Here is an 18,078-nt window from a genome sequence, read left to right on the forward strand (position 1 = left end):
CCTGCGTCGCCCTCGCACCGGATGCCACGGCATCCGCCTCACCTTCGTCACCCACTCGCCACGCAACCGAGAGTCATGTCTGTCAGCTCGTCATCGTCGTCCCTGTCCACGTTCGCCGCGCTCTGGCGACTGAAGCCCTTCGTGCAGCCGATCCTCGGCCGTCTCATCGGCGGCGCGCTCAGTGCGCTCGCCGCCGCCGTGATCGCCCTGATGATCCCGATCGTCCTCGAGCAGGTCGTGAAGAAGTTCGATCTGGGAGCGGCCGCCGACGGCTCGGTCGGGTTCATCCTCGTCGGCGCGTTCGGCGTGCTGGCACTCTCCCTCGGCGAGGCGGTGATGGTGTGGCTGCGCCGCTGGTTCGTGCTGACCCCGGCCACCGAGGTCGAGTACCAGATGCGCTCGGAGCTGTACTCGCGACTGCAGGCCCTTCCTGTCGCCTTCCACGACCGCTGGCAGTCGGGCCAGCTGCTCAGCCGCATGATGCAGGACATCAACATCATCCGGCGGTGGCTGGCGTTCGGGCTGATCCTGCTGGTCGTCAACATCCTCACCATCGCGATCGGCGCGGTGCTGCTGTTCCGCTGGCACTGGCTGCTCGGCGCGATCTTCCTCGTCACCGGCGTGCCGATGTGGATCCAGGGGTATCTGTTCGAGAAGCGCTACGGAGCCCTCGCCAGGCGCAGCCAGGACCAGGCGGGTGACCTGGCCACCAGCGTCGAGGAGAGCGTGCACGGCATCCGCGTGCTCAAGGCGTTCGGCCGGGGCAAGCACGCGCTCGTGCGGTTCAGCCGGCAGGCCGAGACCCTGCGCGAGACCGAGCTGCGCAAGGGTCGCGCGATCGCCGAGATCTGGTTCTGGCTCGACCTCATGCCGCAGATCGCGTTCGGGCTCAGCCTCATCGCGGGCATCTGGCTGATCGTGCAGGGGCAGATCGACGTGCCGCAGCTGTTCGCGTTCTTCGCGATGGCCGCCGTGCTGCGCTGGCCGATCGAGTCGATCGGCTTCCTGTTCTCGTTCATGCTCGACGCGCGCACCGCGACCGACCGCGTGTTCGAGATCTACCAGGAGACGAACACCATCACCGACCCCGCGCAGCCGGTGCGGCTCGAGGAGCCCCGCGGCGAACTGGCCTTCGAGGGCGCCCGGTTCCGCTACCAGGACGCCGGTGAGCACGAACGAGACCTGCTCGACGGGATCGACCTCGTGCTGCGACCGGGCGAGACCATGGCGCTGGTCGGACTCACCGGGTCGGGCAAGACCACCCTGACCACGCTGCCGGCCCGCCTGTACGACGTGACGGGCGGTCGGGTCACCCTCGATGGCGTCGACGTGCGCGACCTCGAGCTGTCCGAGCTGCGCCGCCACGTGGCGATGGCGTTCGAGGACGCGACGCTGTTCTCGGCATCCGTGCGCGAGAACGTGCTGCTCGGGCGCGCCGATCTCGACATCCACGGCGCCGAGGGGGAGCGCGTGCTGCGCGAGGCGCTGGACGTCGCCCAGGCCGGGTTCGTCGACACGCTGCCCGACGGCGTCGAGACGGTCATCGGCGAAGAGGGGCTGAGCCTGTCGGGCGGGCAGCGTCAGCGCCTGGCCCTGGCTCGTGCCGTCGCCGCAGACCCGAAGGTGCTCGTGCTCGACGATCCGCTGTCGGCTCTCGACGTCGACACCGAGGCCCTCGTCGAAGAGGCCCTGCGTCACGTGCTCGCCGAGACGACCGCGCTGATCGTGGCCCATCGGCCGTCGACGGTCGCACTCGCCGACCGGGTCGCGCTGCTCGAGCGGGGACGCATCACCGCGGTCGGGACCCACTCCGAGCTGCTGCGCACCAGCACGCACTACCGGCACGTCATCTCGAGTCTCGAGGCCGAGCAGGCGGCGCGCACCGGCGCGATCGACATCATCACCGACGCTTCGGCAGGCTCAGCGGCCCAGCTCGACGCAGCGACCCAGCTCGACGAAGACGAGGTGCAGGCATGAGCATCGCAGGAACCCAGGGCGAAGACCGCTCCGACTACACGAAGGCCGAGAGCCGCGCGATCCGGCAGCGGTCGCTGCGCCTGCTCGGCTCGCTCATCGCCCCGCTGCGGCTGCGCATCGTCATCGCCGCGCTCGTGCTCGTCGTCTCGACGGCGCTGCAGGTGGCAGGTCCCATCCTCATCGGCATCGCGCTGGACAGCGCCCTGCCGCAGCTGCTGCAGACCGCCGACTGGATGCCGGCGATCACCGTGACCATCGTCTATCTCGTCGCCGGCATCCTGGGCTCGGCGCTGATCGGACTGTACGTCGTGCTCGCCGCCCGCATCACCCAGGCGGTGCTGCTCGATCTGCGCAAGCGGATATTCCTGCACACCCAGCGCCTCAGCCTGGAGTTCCACGAGTCGTACACCTCCGGCCGGATCATCTCCCGCCAGACGAGCGACCTGGATTCCATCCGGGAGCTGCTCGAGGGCGGTCTGAACAACCTCGTCTCAGGCCTGCTGTTCGGGCTGTTCACGTTCATCGCGCTGGTGATCGCCGACTGGCAGTCCGGTGTGATCCTGCTGCTGGCCGGCATCCCGCTGGCCATGCTGATGCGCTGGTTCTACAGCCGCTCGCAGGCGGTCTACCGCGAGTCGCGGGTGATCAGCGCGAAGGTGATCGTGCAGTTCGTCGAGACGATGACCGGCATCCGCGCCGTCAAGTCGTTCCGCAAGGAGCCGCGCAACGACGCGGCCTTCCGCGCGGTGGCCGGCGACTACCGCGACGTCAACCGGCGCTCGATGGTGCTGTTCGGCGCGTTCGAGCCGGGGCTGATGGGCATCGCGGCACTCACCCTCGCAGCCGTGGTGCTGTGGGGCGGTCTGCGCGTCGCCGACGGCGTGCTGGGCGTCGGCGTGCTGCTCGCGACCGTGCTGTACGTGCGCAACTTCTTCGCGCCGATGCAGGAGATCGCGATGTTCCTGAACTCCTACCAGTCGGCCACCGCCGCGCTCGAGAAGGTGTCCGGCGTGCTCGACGAGCAGCCGACCGTGCCCGATCCGGACAAGCCGGTCGACCTGTGGGAGTCGCGCGGCGCGATCCGCTTCGACGACGTCACCTTCGCGTACAACGACGACAGGACGATCCTGCCGGACTTCTCACTCGACATCCCGTCGGGCCAGACCATCGCTCTCGTGGGAACGACGGGGGCGGGCAAGTCGACGCTGGCCAAGCTCGTCTCGCGCTTCTACGACCCGACCGCCGGGCGGGTGACGCTCGACGGCGTCGACCTGCGGATGCTGCACCCGAAGGATCTGCGCCGCGCGATCGTGATGGTCACTCAGGAGGCGTACCTGTTCAGCGGCACGGTCGCCGACAACATCGCGCTCGGCCGGCCCGACGCGACGTTCGAACAGATCCGCGCCGCCGCACGTGCTGTGGGCGCCGACGGGTTCATCTCGTCGCTGCCCGACGGGTACAACACCGACGTCAACAAGCGCGGCGGCCGCGTGTCGGCCGGGCAGCGTCAGCTGATCTCGTTCGCGCGGGCGTTCCTCGCCGATCCCGCGGTGCTGATCCTCGACGAGGCCACGGCGTCGCTCGACATCCCGTCCGAGCGGCTCATCCAGGAGGCGCTGCAGACCCTGCTCGCCGACCGCACGGCGATCATCATCGCGCACCGGCTCTCGACGGTCGCGATCGCCGATCGCGTGCTGGTGATGGAACACGGCCGGATCATCGAGGACGACACTCCGGCCGCGTTGATCGGCGGCTCGGGCAAGTTCGCGCAGCTGCATGCGGCCTGGCAGCAGACGCTGGTCTGAGGATCGGCTGGCCTGGCAGCGGGGCGTCGGCTTGAGAACAGGCTCGCCCTGACAGAAGATGCTGAGGCGCATAATGGTTGTCCTGGCAGCAGACGCCGGTCTGAGAATAGGTTGAGCACGTGGATCCGATCCTGCTCCTGGCCGCCGAGTGGTGGTGGGTTGCTCCGGCCGCCGCCGGAGCGGGAGCGACCGGGTACGCGGTGGTGCGAAGGCGGGGGACGGTGAACGGCAGACGACTCGGCTACGACGCGGCCCGGCTCGAGTTCCGGCGCGCGCAGCTCGATGCGCGGGCAGCGACCGACGCTGCCCGCATCGCCAGGGCCGATCTTGCGAGGGTCGCCGCCGACAGGGCGGCAGACCGGGCGGATGCCTCGGCGGTGGCATCCGCACGCCGTGCGCTGCGCGATGCACAGCTGGCGGCGCGCGCCGCCGCCGCCCGCGTGAAGGCGAGTCGGGTGCGGGTCTCGACCGAGCGGTCGGCGATGGCGACCGGCGGTGCTCTGCCGCTGGCGCGGTTGCGCGGCCGGCACGACGCGCTGCTCGCACGCTGGATGCAGTACGAGACCGACCCTGCGCGGGCCATCGCCTTTCCGCAGATGACTGACGGCCGTCAGCCGGCGACGGCGGCGTTCCTCGTCGCGCTGCAGCGAGCGCGTGATGCCAGGCCGGCGGCCGACTCGCGGGTGAGTGCGGAGGAGTTCGGCGCGTACCGCATGGCTGTGGAGGACCTGGAGCGCGCCTTCGACATCGCCGAGCGGGCAGCCCGCGGCGAGCGGGTGGAGCCCGAGCTGCCGGATGCCCTGTGGGACGCCGCTCGCACGATCGCGATCCGCACGTCGGACTCGGTCATCGCCTGGACGACGAGAAAGCGCCGACGTCCCTGAGCGGACGACTCGTCAGCTGTCGACGCGGATCTGCGCGATGACCTCGGAGTACTCCGTCTCGCCGATGGGCTCGAACCCCACGCGGCGGAAGAACGCCTCCGGACCGCCCTCGCCGGCCTCGTAGATGACGTTCACGTGGTCGACGCCGCGGGCGCGGGCCTCGTCGACCAGTGCCTGCACGGCGAAGCTGCCGACGCCGCGGCGCTGGTCGTCTGCGTCGACGTTGATGCGCCAGAGCACGCTGCGGAAGTGCTCGTCCGGGGTGTCGGCGTCGAAGCTGGCGCTCACGAACCCGACGACCTGATCGCCGTCGAGCACGACACGCTGCCATGCCGTCTGAGGGTTCACCACCGTGGCGGCGATGCCGTACGACACCGGAGCGAGGAACTGCTCCTGGCCCGGACGCAGCGACAGCTTGTTCACGGCGACGATCGTCGCAGCGGAGAGTTCTTCTACGCGCAGTTCCGTCATGACCCCAGGCTAGCGCGTCCCCCGCGATCCGTGGCAGAACGCCGTCGCCGACCGTGACCAGGGCTCGCAGAGAAGACTCGGGTATCTTGGTATCGAGATAAATCTGCCCCCGCGAACGGAGATCCCCGGTGACCGACGACGCCATCATCTACACCTACACAGACGAGGCGCCGGCTCTGGCCACCGCCTCGTTCCTGCCCATCATCAAGGCCTACACCGGCCAGGCGGGCATCGAGGTGGAGACCCGCGACATCTCGCTGGCGGGTCGCATCCTCGCCGCCTTCCCCCAGAAGCTCACGCCCGAGCAGCAGGTGGGCGACGCGCTCGCCGAGCTCGGCGGCCTCGCCACGCTGCCCGAGGCGAACATCATCAAGCTGCCGAACATCTCGGCATCCATCCCTCAGCTCAAGGCGGCCATCGCGGAGCTGCAGGAGAAGGGCTTCGACGTCCCGGACTACCCCGACGAGCCGCAGTCGCTCGACGAGAAGGATGTCCGCGCCCGCTACGACAAGATCAAGGGCTCGGCGGTGAACCCCGTGCTGCGCGAGGGCAACAGCGACCGCCGTGCCCCGCTCGCGGTGAAGAACTACGCCAAGAAGCACCCGCACCGCAACAAGCCGTTCGCCGAGGGCTCGAAGACCCGCGTCGCCACCATGGGCCACGACGACTTCAAGAGCAACGAGCGGTCGTGGGTGGCCGCCCACGACGACGTGCTGAGCTTCCAGCACGTGGCCGCCGACGGCACCATCACCGTGCTGAAGGAGGGCCTCAAGGTCCTTCCGCGCGAGATCATCGACGCCACGTTCCTGTCGGCGGCGCACCTCGACGCCTTCCTCGCCGAGACCCTCGAGCAGGCCAAGGCCGACGACGTGCTCTACTCCGTGCACCTCAAGGCGACCATGATGAAGGTCAGCGACCCGATCATCTTCGGCCACGTGGTGAAGGCGTTCTTCAAGGACGTCTTCGCGCAGTACGGCGACCAGCTCGCTGCAGCCGGCCTCAGCGCCAACGACGGGCTCGGCTCGATCCTCGCCGGACTGTCGACTCTCGCCGGCGGCGACGAGATCGCGGCGGCTTTCGAGCGCGCGATCGAGAACGGTCCGCGCCTGTCGTACGTCAACTCCGACAAGGGCATCACCAACCTGCACGTGCCCAGCGACGTGATCGTCGACGCGTCCATGCCCGCCCTGGTGCGCAACGGCGGCAAGCTGTGGGGCAAGGACGGCGGCGAGGCCGACACCATCGCGGTCATCCCCGACTCGTCGTACGCGGGCGTCTATCAGGCCGTGATCGACGACGTCATCGCCAACGGGCCGCTCGACCCGGCCACGATCGGCACCGTGCCGAACGTCGGCCTGATGGCACAGGCGGCCGAGGAATACGGCAGCCACGACAAGACCTTCGAGATCGCCTCGGACGGCATCGTGCAGGTGCTCGACAGCGAGGGCACCGTGCTCATCGAGCACACGGTCAGCGCCGGCGACATCTGGCGCGCGACGCAGACCAAGCACATCCCCGTGATGGACTGGGTCAAGCTGGCCGTCACCCGCGCCCGCGCGACGGGCGCCCCCGCGGTGTTCTGGCTCGACGCGAACCGCTCGCACGACGCGCAGATCATCGCCAAGGTGCATCAGGGTCTCGCCACGCTCGACACCACGGGCCTGACGATCACGATCCTCGCGCCCGAGGAAGCGACCCGGTACACGCTGGCGCGCATGCGCCACGGGCTCGACACGATCTCGGTGACGGGCAACGTGCTGCGTGACTACCTGACCGACCTGTTCCCGATCCTCGAGGTCGGCACGAGCGCGAAGATGCTCAGCATCGTGCCGCTGCTGGCCGGCGGAGGACTGTTCGAGACCGGTGCGGGCGGCTCGGCGCCGAAGCATGTGCAGCAGCTGGTCGGTGAGAACTACCTGCGCTGGGATTCGCTGGGTGAGTTCTTCGCCCTGGCCGCCTCGCTCGAGCACTTCGCCGACCGCACGGGCAACGAGAAGGCGCGGATCCTCGCCGAGACGCTGGATGCCGCGACCGGCACCTTCCTCGAGGAGGACCGCTCGCCCGGGCGGGCACTCGGCACGATCGACAACCGCGGCAGCCACTTCTACCTCGGCCTGTACTGGGCGCAGGAGCTGGCGAAGCAGACGAAGGACGCCGAGCTGGCGGCCGCGTTCGCGCCGATCGCCGAGACGCTCGCCGCGAACGAGCAGACGATCGTCGGCGAGCTGAACGCCGTGCAGGGGCAGCCGGTCGACATCGGCGGCTACTACCGTCCGGATGCGGCGAAGGTGGATGCGGCGATGCGCCCGTCGGCGACGCTGAACGGCGTGATCGACGCGCTCTGACGCGGAATGCAGAAGAGGCCGGATGCTCAGCATCCGGCCTCTTCCGTCTCTGCAGGCGCCGCGGGGCGCCGGACGGATCAGTCGTGCACCCAGACCTCGGTGCCCTTGGTGGCGAACTCCCACACGTAGCGGGCCGCGTCGATGCTCATGTTCACGCAGCCGTGGCTCATCGGCCGGCCGAAGTTGGAGTGCCAGTAGGTGCCGTGCAGCGCCTCATCGCCGTTGTAATAGGTGATGTAGGGCACATTCTCGGTGACGTACTTGCTGCCGTCGGCGTTGCTGCCGCGCATGTCCTGCGTGCGCAGCTGCGCGTACACACGGAAGCGGCCCTTGTCTGTGGGGGTGCCGCTCGTGCCGGTGGAGACCGCCCACGACTTCACGAGCTTCTCGTTCTCGTAGAGGTAGGTGCGCTGCTCGCTGAGGTCGACCTCGACGCGGCGGAACAGGCTGGTCGATTCGAACGGGGTCGCCGTGACGGGAAGGGCGAAGGTCGCGTCGCCGCCACTGAGCTCCTTGGCGAAGTCGGACGCGGTCTTCGAGGTGTCGCCGAGCACGCGTCCTTCCTTGCCCTCGGTGAGCGCCTTGAGAACCTCGCCGCCGGAGTCGACGATGTTGGTCGCGTTGACGGTGTCGCGGTTCACCTGTGCGGGAAGGGCGTCGACTGCCGGCTGGATCTTCGCCGGATCCGCCGAGATCGTCAGCTCGCCTTCGACCGCGTCGACGGTGAGCCACGATGCGACGACCTCCGGCGCGACCGGCACCGTGCGCTCGTCGCCGACGTAGAAGCCCGCCTCGGCCAGCATGCCGTTGAGCTTCTCGACGGCGGCGGCGGCCTTGCGGTCGGTGATCAGCGGCGGCACCTCAGCCGGGTCGGCGGAGTAGTCGAACGAGGTCTTGCCCGCGGCGACCGCGTCGGTGAACGCCGAGGCGAGCTCGTCGACCGACACGCCCGTGCCGGGCTCGGCCGGGGTGGCGGTGTATGCCTGGGCGGTCGGGTCGAAGACGACCGTCGCGTCGGTGGCGGGGGTGTAGCTCGACGGGACGGCGGCGCGCAGCGCGCTGTCTGCGGTCTCGGGGTCGAGTGCGACGTCGGCGGTGATCGGCTCGCCCATCCAGGAGCCGAGGTTCCACATCGGGCGCTCGGCGTAGGCCTGGTCGATCAGGGCGGCGGCATCGACGCGGGCGCCGAGGTCGGCGCCGTCCAGGCGCGTGCCCTCTCCGGCACCGGTCAGCTGCACCTCGGTGGATGCCATGCGGGTGCTGACCGCTTCGGCCGCCAACCCCGGAGTCATGAAGCCGACCGGGACGCCGGCCACCGTCGTGCCCGGTGCGATGAGCATCAGCGATGCGGCGCCGGCGGCGAGCGCGACGACGCCCGCGCTCAGGCCGATCCACAGTCCGAGTCGACGCTTCTTCGGAGCCGGCTCCATCGGCGCCCACTGCATGTCGGGGGTGTCTGACGACGGCGGCTGAGCCTTCGTCTCGGCATCTGACGAGACGGCGTTCGACTGGCCTGTGCCGGGTCCGGAGATCAGATCGGTCACGGACTCACCCCCCTAAGTGCTGCGCGACATGTCTTTTCATGGTACGGGACGGGTGATAACAGAGAGGCAACGGCTGCAGGGGATGGCGCCGGTGACAGTAACGTTTGAGTAAAGCGGGGCATCCCACCAGGGATTCCTCTTGCGCCGACGCGGTTCGTAAGGTGTGCTCACAAATGTGAACTCCTCCCTCGATCGCCGTCCGGACGCGCCGGCGCACGCCGTCCTCAGCGGGTCGTTCCGCGGTGGCGGAGGCCTGCGGGCGACCGGCAAGGTGCTGCCCGAGCAGGCGAGGTCGCACAACCGCTCACTCGTGCTGCAGACGCTGTACCACCGCGGCGAGATGAGCCGTGCCGACCTCTCCCGCGAGACCGGCCTGACCCGCGTCACCATCTCCGACCTGGTGGGGGAGTGCATCGCCGACGGCGTCATCCGTGAGATCGGGGTGCGCGAGGCGGCCGGTCCCGGCAAGCCGCCGATCGTCATCGACATCGATCGCCACGGTCACCAGATCATCGGCGTCGACCTGTCGGGGGTCGACCGCTTCGAGGGCGCCGTGCTGAACCTCGACGGGGAGGTGCTGCGGCGTCGCACGGCGCCGCTCCCCGCCGAGGTGGGCGCCGACCAGGCCTACGCAGCCGTCGAGCAGCTCGTGCGCGACCTCGTCGCGGATGCGGATCAGCCCGTGCTCGGAATCGGCGTCGGCAGCCCCGGCATCGTGCGCCCCGACGGAACCGTGTTCAACGCTCCGAATCTCGGCTGGAGCGACCTTCCGCTCGAGCAGCGGCTGCACGACGCGTTCGCCCTGCCGGTGCTGGTGCGCAACGACGCGAACGCGGCCGTGCTCGCCGAGTACACCTTCGGCGCTGCGCGAAGCGACCTGATGCTCGTCCGGATCGGTCGCGGCGTCGGGGCAGGGCTCATCGCCGGGGGCCAGGCGGTGATCGGCGGCCGCTTCGCCGCCGGCGAGATCGGCCACGTCGTCACCGGCACCGACGACGGGCCGCTGTGCGCGTGCGGCAACCACGGATGCCTCGAAGCGTGGGTCAACGGGCCGCAGCTGCAGAGCACGATCGACGCCGACCCCGCACGTCGCGCGGAGATCGTCGCCCGCGCCGGCGCGCGCCTGGGCATCGCGCTCGCCCCCATCGTCGCCGCGCTCGACCTCTCGCAGGTCGTGCTCGCCGGCCCCCACGAGCTGCTCTCGGGCGACTTCGTCGACGCCGCGACGCGCACGCTGCACCAGCGCACGCTCGACGGCGTGTTCGCCGACGTCGAGATCCGGCTCACCCAGCAGGAGGACATCGTGCTCAGGGGCGCTGCGGTGATTGTCCTCTCGGCGCAGCTGGGCGTCTCGTGATCGCGTCGGGTCACCGTTTCTGCAGACGCTGCGGCTCGATGAGAGAATCGAGATGCTGCCCGCCGATTCCCCGGTCGCGGCGATCGGCGCCGCGCTGCTGAGCTCTGCGCTCGCCGAGATCGACCCCCTTCGTGAAGGAGATGCCCGTTCATGGCTGAAGTCGTGATCCTCGAGAACAAGGCCGCCGCCGGTGCGCTTGTCGCGGATGAGATCGTCCGTCTCATCGACGAGGTGAAGAACCCGGTGCTCGGACTCGCGACGGGCTCGACCCCGCTGCCGGTCTACGAGGCGCTGCGCGAGCGCCTGGCCGGGCACGACGTGTCGCACGTGCGCGGCTTCGCTCTCGACGAGTACGTCGGACTCGACGCCGCGCATCCCGAGAGCTATCGCTCGGTGATCACCCGCGAGGTGATCGAGCCGCTCGGACTCGACCCCGAGCTGATCCGCGTGCCCAACGGCGACCTCGAGACCATCCGCCATGCGGGCGATGACTACGAGCGCGACATCATCGAGGCCGGCGGCGTCGATCTTCAGTTGCTGGGCATCGGCACCGACGGGCACATCGGCTTCAACGAGCCGGGTTCGTCATTCGCCTCGACCACCCGTCTCAAGACGCTCACCGAGCGGACCCGAGAGGACAACGCGCGCTTCTTCGACTCGCGCGACGAGGTTCCCCGGCACTGCATCACGCAGGGACTCGGCACCATCCTGCGCGCACGTCACCTGGTGCTGCTCGCCTTCGGCGAGTCGAAGGCACGGGCCGTCGCCGCCGCTCTCGAGGGGCCGGTCAGCGCGATCCTGCCGGCATCGGCCATCCAGCTGCACCCGCATGTGACCGTCGTGCTCGACGAGGCTGCCGCCTCGCAGCTCGCGCTGACCGACTACTACCGGTACAGCTACGACAACAAGCCGTCCTGGCAGGGCATCTGACGCGAGCTGCTGCCGGTCGCCGGGTCACGCCCAGGCGATCGGCAGCAGGTGCTCGGTGCTGAGCGGCGCGAGCGGAACGCTCGTCCAGTCGCCCGGCTCGAGCCAGCGCAGCTCGGCGAGCTCGGCCTGCACGATCACGTCGTCCGCTCGCGCGCGCAGCGCGAACGCGTCGGCGATCACACGATGGTCGGGTTCGTTCGCCGCCGCCGAGACGAACGTCCCCAGCGGGGTGAGGTCGGCCTCGCCCACGCGCAGCGACAGCTCCTCGTCCAGTTCGCGGATGAGCGTCTGAGCGGCGCTCTCACCGGCTTCCGGCTTGCCGCCCGGCTGCATGAACCTCGTGGTGCCGTGCTTGCGCACGACGAGCGCGCGGCCGCGGTCGTCGACGATAACGGCGGCGCTGACCCGGATGTCAGGCATCCGCGAACACCTTGCCGGGGTTGAGGATGCCCTGCGGGTCGAACACGCGCAGGATCTGCTTCTGGATCTGCCACTGATCGTCGCCGAGCTCCTCGGCGAGCCAGCGGCTCTTCAGGATGCCGACCCCGTGCTCGCCCGTGAGCGTGCCGCCGAGGCGGATCGCGGCACGGAACAGCTCGTCGGCCGCCGCCCAGATGCGCGGCGGCACCGTGTCGCCCTGGAAGATGAAGTTCGGATGCAGGTTGCCGTCGCCGGCGTGCGCCACGGTCGGGATGCTGACGCCGAACTCCTGTTCGATGCGGGCGATCTCGTCGAACATCGCCGCCATCGCGCTGCGGGGCACCGCGACATCCTCGATCAGGGTGGTGCCGAGGGCCGCCATGGCCGGATGCATCGAGCGGCGCACCGCGAGAAGCCGTTCGCCCTCGACCGGGTCGTCGGACAGCACGACCGCGCCACCGGCCTCGCGCAGCACGCTCGCGATGCGCTCGGCCTCGTCGCGCGCCGCCGGCCCGTCGGTCTGGATCGTCAGGTGCGCTGCGCCGGATGCGGGGGCGGGCAGCCGCAGCAGCGCGTGCACGGCGGCGAGGCAGGCGGCATCCATCAGCTCCATGATCGCCGGCTGCACACCCGCCGCGGTGACGGCCGCCGAGCCCGCGGCCGCGTCGCGCACGGTGGGGAACGACGCGGTGATCGTGCACACCGTGCCCTCGACGAGGCGGCGCAGCTTGAGAGTGGCGCCGACGATGACGCCGAGCCTGCCCTCCGAGCCGATCACGAGCGAGGTGAGGTCGAGCCCGGTGACGCCTTTCACCGTGCGGTGCCCCAGCCGCAGCAGCCGGCCGTCGGCGAGCACGATGTCGACGCCCAGCACCGCGTCGCGCACGACGCCGTACTTCGCGCAGAGAAGTCCGCCCGCGCCGGTCGCGATGTTGCCGCCGACCGTCGAGATCTCGCGACTGGCGGGGTCCGGCGGCCACCACAGGTCGTGGGTGGCCAGCTGTGCGTTCAGGTCGGCGTTCAGGATGCCCGGTTCGACCACGGCGAGCAGATCGTCGGGGCGCACCTCGACGATGCGATCCATCCGCACGGTCGACAGCACGATCTCTCCCGGGCCGGCGTTCGCCGCACCGGCGAGCCCGGTTCCCGCGCCGCGCACCACCACGGGGGTGCTCGTGGCCGACGCGACGCGCATGACGCGCTGCACGTCGTCGACCGAGCGGACGTGCACGACGGCGATCGGCGCGCCCGACGAGCGGTGTCCGCTGCGGTCCGCGCGGGCGTCGTCGAGGGCGGGAGCGGAGGTGTCGACGATGTCACCGAGCTCGCGGGTGAGGCGCTCGAGAACGGTCATGCTCGTGCTCGCTGCACGACGATCAGCCCAGCGCTCGTCGACCGGCGATGATGCCCGAGGTGACGGCGACGACCGCGAACGCGATCCCCGCCCAGGCCTGACCCATCGACCACCACGCCAGCGTGACCCCGACGTAGATGAAGACCTCGACCAGTGCGCGCAGGAACGGGTGCAGGCGCAGCACAGGACGCGGCGAGAGGAAGAGCGCCCAGATCAGCAGGGTGGCCACCGGCGCCCCGATGCCCACGACGATGTTCCACGGCAGGGGCCACGCGCCGAAGCCCCACAGCGCGAGAGAGACGAGAGCGGCGATCAGCACCAGAACGCGGACGATGTCGAGAGCGGTGATCGCCGGACGGTGGACGCCCGGCTCGGCGGCGGAGTTCTGGGACATGATCCCAGTCTATTCGGCGGTCCCCGAGAGCGGATTCTCGCCGGCCGGTGCCACTTCGTCCCGGGGGAGGGCCGGGTCATCGCCACGGACGGCCTGATCAGCCGGCGCCGTTCCGCCGGAGTTCTCGTCGCCGGTCGCCGGCTCATCACCGGTGACCGGTCCGTCGCCTGTTGCCGAGCCGTCGCCTGCTGCCGGACCGTCGCCAGCTGCCGAGTCGTCGCCCGGTGCTGACTCGTCGCCCGGTGCTGACCCGTCGCCCGGGGTGGGCGTCGGATCGGGTGTCGGAGTCGGATCCGGTGTCGGCGTCGGGGTGGGCTTCGGCGTCGGGGTGGGCTCGGGCGCGGGGGTCGGCGTCGGATCGGGTTGAGGCGACGGCGACACGGTCGGGGTCGCCGCGGGCGTGACCGGCTCCGCGGCCGCCACCGGCGCCGGAGCGACAGCACGCGGCACCGTCGGGGCATGAGGGATGGGCGCAGGGGGAGTACGCGGTGCGGGGCGGGACCGCTCCTCATCGAGGCGCATCATCGTCGACTGATCGGCGTTCATGGATTCGTCGGGCTCGACCGCGGACGCGATCGACGACGAGGCCGGGTCGGCGGCATTCGGTCGTGAGGTCGAGGGGGCGCCCGAGATCAAGGTCGGCACCACGGCCGCGGCGGCGACGACTCCCGCCACCAGCAGGGCCACCGACCCCGCTCCGATGACGGCCCCGATGCCGAGAACGGAACCCGACGCGCCGACGTGCGCCGCTGCCGCGCCGTCCGGCGTCACCTCATCGGATGCCGCGGCGGTGCCGTCGATGACGCTGCGCGGCATGGCGGCCGGCGCCGACGGCCGCATGCCCGATCGATCGGAACCGGAGCGGATCGAAGCGAGGTACGCGCTGCCGGCGGTGAGGCCGAGCACCAGCGGAAGCAGCACGAGCGGCAGGTGATCGGCGACGTGCTGCGCTTGCGTCGCCACGATCGAGCAGCGCGAGCACGATTCGAGGTGATCGTCGACGCGGCGCAGGGCGCGGGCGCTGAGATTGCCGCGTGCGTGAGCGCCGAGGTTCTCGATCGTCCAATGGCAGTCGGAGCCCTGTCCGGCGCTGCGCTGATGCGCTTGGAACCAGGCCTCGCGCAGCCCGTCGCGGGCTCGGAAGCTCAGCTGAGCGACGCCACCGGCGCCCATCCCGAGCAGTGGCGCGATATCGGACGGCGTCATCCGCTCGACCTCGGTGTACCAGAGCACCTCCTGCCAGCGCCCCGGCAGCGAGCGGAAGGCCTGCGCGATCAGCCTGCGGTCGAGCGTCTCGTCGGCCGATCCGGCAGTGGACTCGGGAACTGATCCGGGCTCGGCCTCGGCGCCCGTCGCGTCGTGATGCCCGGCATCCCACGCCGCAGCCGTGTTGCGGATGCTGGTGAACAGGTACGCGCGGAACGAGCCGTTGGGTCCGCCACCCTTGAGAACGGCCTGGTGGATGCGGGCGTAGGCCTCTTCCACGAGGTCGCCCGGGTCGATCGATGCGGACACGGACCGGGCGACCGCCATGCCGGAGGCGTGGTGGCGGCGCCACAGCTCGCCGAAGGCGTCGGCATCTCCCGATCGGGTGCGCAGCACGAGGTCGACGTCGGCGACCGCCTGCGTGCTCGTGTCACGGATCGCCATCGTCTGTCCTCCCCCCGCCGCGGGAACGTTCCCACAAGAAGGACGCGTGGGTGTCGCCTGGTCACGCGTCCTCGTTCATTCTGACCCCAAACGCGCTCGCGGGCCACCCCCTGTGGAGAACCTGCAAGAGCGCTCCCACGGTCGCGCGGGGGTGTTTGTCGCGACCGCCCAACGCGCTGTGCGCAGGGCCGCGGCCGAGGCGGGCCCCGGTCTCACCGGCGTGACGCGTCTCCGACCCAGACGCGCGCCACGTCGTACTGCGCGCTCAGCAGCACGGCATCCGCGACCATTCCCGGGCGCAGCGCGCCCAGCGATCCGTCGTGGCCGATCGCTCGGGCGGGCGTGGCGGTCAGCGCCTGAACGGCGTCGCCCAGTGGAACCCCCGCCTGCACCGCGCGGCGGAGCGCGACGTCCTGGGTGAGCGTCGACCCCGCGATGGAGCCCGTGCCGTCGGTGCGCGCCATGCCGTCCTTCACGGTGACCTTCACGGCGCCGAGGTCGTAGTGCCCGTCGGCGCTGCCGGCCGCGGCCATGGCATCCGTGATCAGAGCGACTCGTCCCGGCGCGATGTCGAACAGCATCTTGATGACCGCCGGCGACAGGTGGAAGTTGTCGGCGATGCCCTCGAGCACGACCCGGTGGTCGGCCGCGGCGGTCAGCACCGGTCCCGGTGCGCGGTGGTGGATGCCGTTCATCGCGTTGAACGCGTGGGTGAGGATCGTCGCCCCGGCATCGAACGCCTGGCGTGCGATCTCGGCGTCGGCGTCGGTGTGCCCGACGGCCGCCGCGGCTCCCGCGGCGACGACGAGGCGCACCGCCTCGAGCCCGCCGGGCAGCTCGGGGGCGATGGTCACCTGCCTGACGGTGCCGCGGCCGGCCTCGAGCAGTCGGGTCACCTCGGCCGACTGCGGATGCCGCAGCAGCGACGGCTCGTGCGCCCCCTGATGTCCGGGATCGAGGAAGGGGCCCTCGAGGTGACTGCCGAGGATGTCGTCGTCGGTCTCGACGAGGTCGGCGATCGACGCCACCTGGGCGGCCAGGTCGTCGACCGCCGCTGTGACGAGCGAGATCACCGCGCGCGTGGTGCCGTGGCTGCGATGCATGGCGCGGCCGCGGCGGATGGCCTCGATGCCGTCGTCGTACGCGACGCCGGCGCCGCCGTGCCCGTGGATGTCGATGAAGCCGGGCGTGAGCACGGCATCCGGTCCCGCGACGGCGGTCGCGTCGATCACGTCGTCGGCGGGCGCCCAGTCGTCGCCGGTGCCGCGCGCCGCGACCCGGCCCTGCTCGAAGCGCACCCAGCCGTCGTCGGTGATGCTGCCGTCGCCGTCGACGATCCGCGCGGAATGCACGACGCAGGACCCGCGGAAGTCGGTGGTGATCGCGTGCTCCAGGGTCATCGTCTGCTCCAGAATCTGTGGGGTGCCCGGCCGCCGGTGTCGCGGATGCCCGGGAAGGACCATGAATCGAATGTATCCCGGCCGGGGAATGTGACGCGGCAGACGCCGATGCGCTGGGGTCCGGCGAGGTCGATCCGCTAAGCTTCTTGCGTCGCGACTGGCGTCTGGGTGGGTCACCACCGGGGAGCGGCCTCATAGGAATCGACCGCGCGCCTGGGCCGATGAGGAACACCCCTAATTCCCGTGTGAACAGGAGACCGTCATGACCGACCGCTACTTCAACGCCCCGCTCGCCGAGGTCGACCCCGAGATCGCCGAGGTCCTCGATCGCGAGCTGAAGCGCCAGCAGACCTTCCTCGAGATGATCGCATCCGAGAACTTCGTGCCGGTGTCGGTGCTGCAGTCGCAGGGGTCGGTGCTCACCAACAAGTACGCCGAGGGCTACCCGGGTCGTCGCTACTACGGCGGCTGCGAAGAGGTCGACGTGGCCGAAGAGCTCGCGATCGCGCGCGCCAAGGAGCTCTTCGGCGCGGAGTTCGCGAACGTGCAGCCGCACTCCGGCGCCACCGCGAACGCCGCCGTGCTGCACGCGATCGCCCGCCCCGGCGACACGCTGCTCGGCCTCTCGCTCGACCAGGGCGGTCACCTGACCCACGGCATGAAGATCAACTTCTCGGGCCGGCTGTACGACATCGTCGCCTACGGCGTGAACCCCGAGACGTCGACGATCGACATGGACGAGGTGCGCCGCCTGGCCCTCGAGCACAAGCCGAAGGTCATCATCGCCGGCTGGTCGGCCTACCCGCGCACCCTCGACTTCGCCGCGTTCCGCGCGATCGCCGACGAGGTCGGCGCCCTGCTCTGGGTCGACATGGCGCACTTCGCCGGTCTCGTCGCCGCGGGCCTGCACCCGAACCCGGTGCCGCACGCGCACGTCGTGTCGTCGACCGTGCACAAGACCATCGGCGGACCCCGCTCGGGCTTCATCCTCACCAATGACGCCGACATCGCGAAGAAGATCAACTCGGCCGTGTTCCCCGGTCAGCAGGGCGGCCCGCTCATGCACGTGATCGCCGCCAAGGCGACCGCGTTCAAGATCGCCGGCACCCCGGAGTTCAAGGAGCGTCAGGAGCGCGTGCTGCGCGGCGCCGCGATCATCGCCGAGCGCCTCTCGCAGCAGGACGTGAAGGACGCCGGCATCGCGGTGCGCTCGGGCGGCACCGACGTGCACCTCGTGCTCGTCGACCTGCGTGACGCCAAGATCGACGGCAAGCAGGCCGAGGACCTGCTGCACGAGATCCACATCACCGTGAACCGCAACGCCGTGCCCGACGACCCGCGCCCGCCGATGATCACCTCGGGCCTGCGCATCGGCACCCCCGCGCTCGCGACCCGCGGCTTCGGCGACGCCGAGTTCACCGAGGTTGCCGACGTGATCGCCCTGGCGCTGCAGCCCGGGGCCGATGTCGAGGCGCTGCGCGCCCGCGTCGACGCCCTGGCATCCGCCTTCCCGCTGTACCCCGACCTGCAGCAGTAGGCCGCACGCC

The 18,078-nt window shown here is 70.5% G+C and carries 14 protein-coding genes and 1 riboswitch; of the genes, 7 read left to right on the forward strand and 7 right to left on the reverse strand.

Annotation, left to right across the window (positions count from 1 at the left end):
• The first annotated feature begins 75 nt into the window (after window positions 1–75).
• From ACWIDW_RS10505 to ACWIDW_RS10515, 3 genes are all read left to right on the forward strand, one after another.
• Window positions 76–1,977: an ABC transporter ATP-binding protein gene (locus ACWIDW_RS10505; protein ID WP_454125101.1), complete on the forward strand. Its 1,902-nt coding sequence runs from the start codon at window positions 76–78 to the stop codon at window positions 1,975–1,977.
• Complete coding sequence (locus ACWIDW_RS10510; protein WP_454125102.1) at window positions 1,974–3,782, forward strand: ABC transporter ATP-binding protein; 1,809 nt, start codon at window positions 1,974–1,976, stop codon at window positions 3,780–3,782. The genes ACWIDW_RS10505 and ACWIDW_RS10510 overlap by 4 nt, the downstream gene beginning before the upstream one ends.
• Window positions 3,783–3,901: 119 nt before the next feature.
• A complete protein-coding gene (locus ACWIDW_RS10515) occupies window positions 3,902–4,666 on the forward strand; it encodes a hypothetical protein (protein WP_454125104.1) in 765 nt (254 codons plus the stop codon).
• Between the two features lie 12 nt (window positions 4,667–4,678).
• Here the strand turns inward: ACWIDW_RS10515 and ACWIDW_RS10520 are convergent, their stop codons facing one another.
• The gene (locus tag ACWIDW_RS10520; RefSeq protein WP_454125106.1) at window positions 4,679–5,137 is read right to left on the reverse strand and encodes a GNAT family N-acetyltransferase; all 459 of its coding nucleotides are present in this window, start codon (window positions 5,135–5,137) and stop codon (window positions 4,679–4,681) included.
• Window positions 5,138–5,265: 128 nt separating this feature from the next.
• Here ACWIDW_RS10520 and ACWIDW_RS10525 point away from each other — a divergent pair, with 128 nt between their 5' ends.
• Window positions 5,266–7,482: an NADP-dependent isocitrate dehydrogenase gene (locus ACWIDW_RS10525; RefSeq protein ID WP_454125108.1), complete on the forward strand. Its 2,217-nt coding sequence runs from the start codon at window positions 5,266–5,268 to the stop codon at window positions 7,480–7,482.
• A 77-nt stretch (window positions 7,483–7,559) separates the two neighbouring features.
• Here the strand turns inward: ACWIDW_RS10525 and ACWIDW_RS10530 are convergent, their stop codons facing one another.
• A complete protein-coding gene (locus ACWIDW_RS10530) occupies window positions 7,560–9,026 on the reverse strand; it encodes a L,D-transpeptidase family protein (RefSeq protein WP_454125109.1) in 1,467 nt (488 codons plus the stop codon).
• A gap of 175 nt (window positions 9,027–9,201) precedes the next feature.
• Between ACWIDW_RS10530 and ACWIDW_RS10535 the strand changes: the two genes are divergently transcribed.
• The gene (locus tag ACWIDW_RS10535) at window positions 9,202–10,383 is read left to right on the forward strand and encodes an ROK family protein (protein WP_454125111.1); all 1,182 of its coding nucleotides are present in this window, start codon (window positions 9,202–9,204) and stop codon (window positions 10,381–10,383) included.
• A gap of 150 nt (window positions 10,384–10,533) precedes the next feature.
• The gene (locus ACWIDW_RS10540) at window positions 10,534–11,313 is read left to right on the forward strand and encodes a glucosamine-6-phosphate deaminase (RefSeq protein WP_454125113.1); all 780 of its coding nucleotides are present in this window, start codon (window positions 10,534–10,536) and stop codon (window positions 11,311–11,313) included.
• 24 nt (window positions 11,314–11,337) lie between these two features.
• Here the strand turns inward: ACWIDW_RS10540 and ACWIDW_RS10545 are convergent, their stop codons facing one another.
• The 5 genes from ACWIDW_RS10545 to ACWIDW_RS10565 all read right to left on the reverse strand — a co-directional run bounded on the left by ACWIDW_RS10545 (window position 11,338) and on the right by ACWIDW_RS10565 (window position 16,531).
• Entirely contained in the window at window positions 11,338–11,733 is a 396-nt protein-coding gene (locus ACWIDW_RS10545; RefSeq protein WP_454125115.1) for an NUDIX hydrolase, read from the reverse strand.
• Window positions 11,726–13,087 carry an FAD-binding oxidoreductase gene (locus ACWIDW_RS10550; RefSeq protein ID WP_454125117.1) on the reverse strand — a complete coding sequence of 454 codons (1,362 nt, stop codon included), beginning with the start codon at window positions 13,085–13,087 and terminating at the stop codon, window positions 11,726–11,728. Before ACWIDW_RS10550 ends, ACWIDW_RS10545 begins: the two co-directional genes overlap by 8 nt.
• Window positions 13,088–13,109: 22 nt before the next feature.
• On the reverse strand, window positions 13,110–13,481 hold the full coding sequence (locus ACWIDW_RS10555; RefSeq protein WP_452322487.1) for a YrdB family protein: 372 nt from the start codon (window positions 13,479–13,481) through the stop codon (window positions 13,110–13,112).
• A 9-nt stretch (window positions 13,482–13,490) separates the two neighbouring features.
• Entirely contained in the window at window positions 13,491–15,131 is a 1,641-nt protein-coding gene (locus ACWIDW_RS10560) for a sigma-70 family RNA polymerase sigma factor (RefSeq protein WP_454125119.1), read from the reverse strand.
• Window positions 15,132–15,343: 212 nt separating this feature from the next.
• On the reverse strand, window positions 15,344–16,531 hold the full coding sequence (locus ACWIDW_RS10565; RefSeq protein ID WP_454125120.1) for an N-acetylglucosamine-6-phosphate deacetylase: 1,188 nt from the start codon (window positions 16,529–16,531) through the stop codon (window positions 15,344–15,346).
• 143 nt (window positions 16,532–16,674) lie between these two features.
• Window positions 16,675–16,757: riboswitch (ZMP/ZTP riboswitch) on the forward strand.
• 36 nt (window positions 16,758–16,793) lie between these two features.
• Here ACWIDW_RS10565 and glyA point away from each other — a divergent pair.
• On the forward strand, window positions 16,794–18,068 hold the full coding sequence (glyA, locus tag ACWIDW_RS10570; protein ID WP_454125122.1) for a serine hydroxymethyltransferase: 1,275 nt from the start codon (window positions 16,794–16,796) through the stop codon (window positions 18,066–18,068).
• Window positions 18,069–18,078 lie beyond the last annotated feature (10 nt).

This window comes from Microbacterium sp. NPDC055312, assembly GCF_053645675.1.